The 4,545-nt window shown below is 67.2% G+C and carries 4 protein-coding genes; all 4 read right to left on the bottom strand.

Going from position 1 to position 4,545, the window contains the following annotated elements; genetic code table 11:
- On the bottom strand, nt 1-960 hold a 960-nt coding region (locus tag ABDW35_RS32720; RefSeq protein ID WP_343718033.1), incomplete at its 3' end, for an ABC transporter permease.
- Between the two features lie 161 nt (nt 961-1,121).
- Nucleotides 1,122-2,780, bottom strand: a complete 1,659-nt coding sequence (locus ABDW35_RS32715) for an ABC transporter substrate-binding protein (protein WP_343718032.1) — start codon at nt 2,778-2,780, stop codon at nt 1,122-1,124.
- A gap of 83 nt (nt 2,781-2,863) precedes the next feature.
- A complete protein-coding gene (locus tag ABDW35_RS32710; RefSeq protein WP_343718031.1) occupies nt 2,864-3,901 on the bottom strand; it encodes a glycoside hydrolase family 3 N-terminal domain-containing protein in 1,038 nt (345 codons plus the stop codon).
- A gap of 61 nt (nt 3,902-3,962) precedes the next feature.
- A complete protein-coding gene (locus ABDW35_RS32705; protein ID WP_343718030.1) occupies nt 3,963-4,448 on the bottom strand; it encodes a GNAT family N-acetyltransferase in 486 nt (161 codons plus the stop codon).
- Nucleotides 4,449-4,545 lie beyond the last annotated feature (97 nt).

Below are 4,545 nucleotides of genomic sequence, written 5' to 3'. Positions count from 1 at the left end.
GGGGTCGAGCCAGGCATAGGCGATGTCGGCCAGGAAGTTCGCCGCCAGCATGGCCAGGGTCATGATCAGCAGCTGGCCCTGGATCACCGGATAGTCGCGGCCGAGGATCGCCTTGTAGAGGGTGTTGCCGAGGCCGGGATAGTTGAACACCACCTCGGTCACCAGCGACCCGCCCAGGATCTTGCCGATGGCGATGGCCAGGCTGGTGACGCCGGGCAGCAGGGCGTTGCGGGCACCGTACATCAGCATCACCCGCCGGTCGGCCAGGCCCTTGGCCCGGCCCATGGTGATGTAGTCCTCGCCCAGCAGGTTGATCATGTTGTTGCGCATCGTGACCAGGAAGTCGCCGGTCAGCACCACCGACAGCGTCACGATCGGCAGGATCGCGTGATAGGCGACGCTGAGGATGTACTCGGCCGAGAAGGCCGGGTCGATCGAGGTATCGGCGGCATAGCCGGTCGGGAACCACTGCAGGGTGAAGCCGAAAACGAACAGCCCGAACAGCGACACCACCACCGCCGGGGTGGCGGTGGAGATGATGGCGGTGGTCGACACCGTGACGTCGAAGCGACTGCCGCGGCGCCAAGCGGCAACGATGCCGAGCAGGGTGCCCAGCGCGAAACTGAGCAGCGTGGCCCCGCCCATCAGCACCAGGGTCCACACCAGGGCGCGGCCCAGCACGTCGGAGACCGGGGTCGGGAAGTACTTCACCGACATGCCGAGGTCGCCGGAGAAGATGCTGCCGAGATAGGACAGGTACTGCTGCCACAGCGGCCCGTCGACGAAGCCGAAGGTGGCCTTCAGCGCCGCCAGGTTCTCGACCGACAGCCGGGTGCCGGACTGCGAGAACATGATGTCGATCGGGTCGCCCGGAATCAGGCGCGGGATCAGGAAGTTGATGCTGGCGGCCACCAGGAAGGCGACCATGTAGAAGATCAGTCGTCGGGCGACGAAGGCCATGTGGTCAGGTCATCCGGCTGTGGGGCAGTCTGTGGACGGATGGTGGTCCGCAATCCCCCGTCTGTCATGCCCGGGCTTGACCCGGGCATCCAGAGAGCGTCGACACCCTCTGGATTGCCGGGTCAAGCCCGGCAATGACAGAAGAGGGGGAGGGGCCTCGACTATTGCACCGGCTTCAGCGCCAGCAGGTGCAGCAGTCGCTCGTGGTTGGGGTCGTAGTTCTGCGGGCTGACGAAGGGGTTGTCGCTGGTGGCCCAGCCGGTGAACCGCTTCGAGTTGTACTCGTACCAGATCGGGTTGTTGTAGACCGGCACCACCGGCATCTTCTCCGCCAGCAGCAGCTGCGCCTGGTCCATCAGGTCCTTGCGCTTGGCGTCGTCGACGGTGCGGGTGTAGTCGTCCAGCAGCTGGTCCAGCTTCGGGTCGAAGAAGCGCTGCGCCGAGAACCGGGTCTTGCCCTTGTTCCGGGAATGGAAGGCGTCGTCCATCTGGTAGTAGGGCGTGGCGCCGACATACCAGGAGTTCAGCGCCATGTCGAAGCTGCCGTCCAGCAGGCTCTGGCGCCAGGCCGCGCCGTCCGGCGTCGCCAGCTTGACGTCGATGCCGATCTGGTTGAGGCCCTCGATCGCGATCTGCGAGGTGCTGATCCAGTCCGTCCAGCCATTCGGCACGATCAGGTCGAAGGACAGCTTCTCGCCTTCCGGCGTGTCGCGGAAGCCGTCGCCGTCCTTGTCCTTGAAGCCGGCCTGGTCCAGCAGGGCCTTGGCCGCCTCGAGGTCGTACTGGGTGTACTTGCCGTACTGCTCCTTCACCTTCGGGTCGGCCCAGCTCTCGAAGCGCTTGCCGAAGGTGCCGGGGTCGTCGTTCAGCGTCGGATAGCCGTAGCCGGCGACGTTGACCATGGCGTCGCGGTCCATCGCCATGCTGACCGCGCGGCGGAAGTCGACATTGTCGAAGGCCTTGCGATGGACCGGATTCTGGCTGTCGAGATTCATGATCACCGCGACCAGGCTGCCCGGCGGGAACCAGTAGCCGTGATGGTCCTTGTCGGAGGCGACATAGGTCTTGTCGATGTCCGGCAGGAAGGACGCGAACCAGTCCAGCTCGCCGGCATTCGCCGCGGTCAGCGCCTGGTCGTTGCTGGCGATCTGCGGGAAGCGCAGACAGTCCACCTTCAGCGACGCGGCGTCCCAGTAATGCGGGTTGCGGCACTGCTCATAGACCTGGGGGGTGAAGCGGGTGACCTCGGTCATCGGCCCGGTGCCGACCGGCTTCTCGTTCAGATAGGTGACGGGGTCGGCCACGTCCTTCCAGGCGTGCTGGGCGATGATCGGCATCTCGGCGATCTTCTCCGGCCCCAGCGCGGTCGGCTCCTTGAAGGTGAACTTCACCTGGCTCGGGCCCGATTTCTCGACGCCGTCGATCACCTGCCAGATGCTGTTGAAGTCCAGCGCCGGGACCTTCTTCATCAGCTCGAAGCTGAACACCACGTCATCGGCGGTGAAGGGCTGGCCGTCCGACCACTGCACGTTGTCGCGCAGGTCGAAGGTCACCGATTTCAGGTCGTCCGCCAGGGTCATGCCCTTGGCCAGGCGGTAATAGACCTTGTTGTTCTGCATCCGGTTGAAGATCACCAGCGGCTCGTAGATGAAATCCATTGTGCTCTGGCGGTACGAGGTGCGGTTGAACGGGTTGAAGTTCCGCACCCAGTTGGTCTCCTCCTCGATATGCATCGTCAGGACGGACTGGGCGACGGCCGTGGCGCTCGACGCCGCCAGCAGCGCGGCGGCGAGCAGGAATGCCGACTTCTTCTGCCTCATGACATTGGCCTCCATGTGCGTGTCTTATCGTTGATCGTCGATGCGCCGGCCCGCGGGTCCGGGCCGGCGGTCCGGGGTGAAGATCAGGCCGCGGCCAGCAGCGCCTCGACCTCGGCATGCAGCGCGGTGACATCGGCCGGGGCGGCTCCCAGCCGCCGCTCCGCCGCGTCCAGCCGGGCAACCGCGGCGTCATCCAGCGGCCGGGCGCGGGCGGCGGCACGCTGCATCTCCGGCAGCTCGCCATGGCAGTGCAGGGCGATGTCGCAGCCGCCGTCCAGCACCTGCGCGACGCGATCATGCACCTCGCCCTGCAGCGAGTTCATGAACACGCAGTCGGAGATCAGCACGCCCTCGAAGCCGAGGCGGCCGCGGATCACCTCCTGCGTGATCACCGGCGAGACCGAGGCCGGGCGATCGGCGTCGAAGGCGCTGTAGACGACATGGCTGACCATGGCCCAGGGCGTGTCGCGCAGCCGGGCGAAGGGCAGGAAGTCGGTGGCGTCCAGCGTCGCGGCGTCGGCTGTCACCACCGGCCGGGTCTTGTGGCTGTCCTCGGTGGCGCGGCCGTGGCCGGGGATGTGCTTCATCACCGGCATCAGCCCGACCTCGAGGAAGCCGTCGACGACCTCGCGGCCCAGCGCCGCCACCAGCTCCGGGTCGCCGCCGAAGGCGCGCTCGCCGATCACCAGGTCGGCGCCGGGCAGCAGCAGGTCGAGCACGGGGGAGCAGGCGCTGTTCAGCCCGACCTCGCGCATCATCCGGCCCATGGCGACGGAAGACAGGCGGATGGCGCGCTTCGCCGCAGCCATGTCCCTCTCGGCCAGCCGGCCGAAGCTGCGGAAGCTGCGGAACATCGGCCAGGCGCCGGAATCGAGATGCGAGACGCGGCCGCCCTCCTGATCGGTCAGAACCGGCGCGTCCGGCCGGCCCACCGCCTCGCGGAAGGCGGCGCACAGGGCGCGCAGCTGCTCCGGATCCTTCATGTTGCGGCGGCCGAGGAACAGGCCATAGGGGTTGGCCTCGCGGAAGAAGGCCAGCTCGTCGGCCGACAGCGTCGGCCGCTGGATGCCGAGGACGAGCGCGAGCGGCCGGCCGCCCCTGGACGCGTTGGCTGCGGTCACCGTGTGAACCCTCCCGAATGCGTGGTGGGGGCGGCCGCCGTGTTCGGGCCGCGCCTCCGGATCATTCCGTCGTCTTGGACCGTATCATGCCGTGGTATAGACCACTTGTGGAACCCGGAATCTCGACGGCTCCGACGATTTTCTCGTAGAAGGCGACCGGGCCGGCGCCGCCGATGATGGCGTAGCCGTGGCCAAGATGGCGCATCGCCTCCATGGTCTCGCGCAGCAGCGCCTCGCCGATGCCCAGGCCGCGCTGGTCGGGGTCGACGCCGGTGGGACCGAAGAAGCCGATGGCGGTGGCGTTGTGGCAGGCGAAGCCCAGCAGGGCGCCGTCCTTGACCGCGACCAGGCAGCCGACCGGGTGATGGGCGAAGGCGACCTCGACCTCACTGGCCCAGCCATCGCCGAAGCGCTCGGCCACCCAGCGGGCGACGGCGCGCTTTTCCGGCGCGATGGCGGGGCGGATGGTGATGCCGGCCGCCGCCATCGCCGCGCGCGACTGCGTCGGCGATTCCAGTGCATAGAGCTTGACCAGTAGATCCGCCATCCCTGCCTCCCATTATTCCGCAATAACGAAGCATGTGACGGTATTGCGTTCTAACAGCTAAGGCTGGGAACGGGACGACGTCAATACGGAAGGCGGT

It is taken from the genome of Inquilinus sp. (assembly GCF_039594555.1).
GTDB lineage: Bacteria > Pseudomonadota > Alphaproteobacteria > DSM-16000 > Inquilinaceae > Inquilinus.
The sequence above is the reverse complement of the archived record's forward strand: the minus strand, read 5'-3'. Positions and strand labels throughout refer to the sequence as shown.

What these genes read in the sequence shown, in the direction of transcription:
- ABDW35_RS32705 (WP_343718030.1), bottom strand. Translation starts at nt 4,448, where the DNA reads ATGGCGGATCTACTGGTCAAGCTCTATGCACTGGAATCGCCGACGCAG.
- ABDW35_RS32715 (WP_343718032.1), bottom strand. Translation starts at nt 2,780, where the DNA reads ATGAGGCAGAAGAAGTCGGCATTCCTGCTCGCCGCCGCGCTGCTGGCG.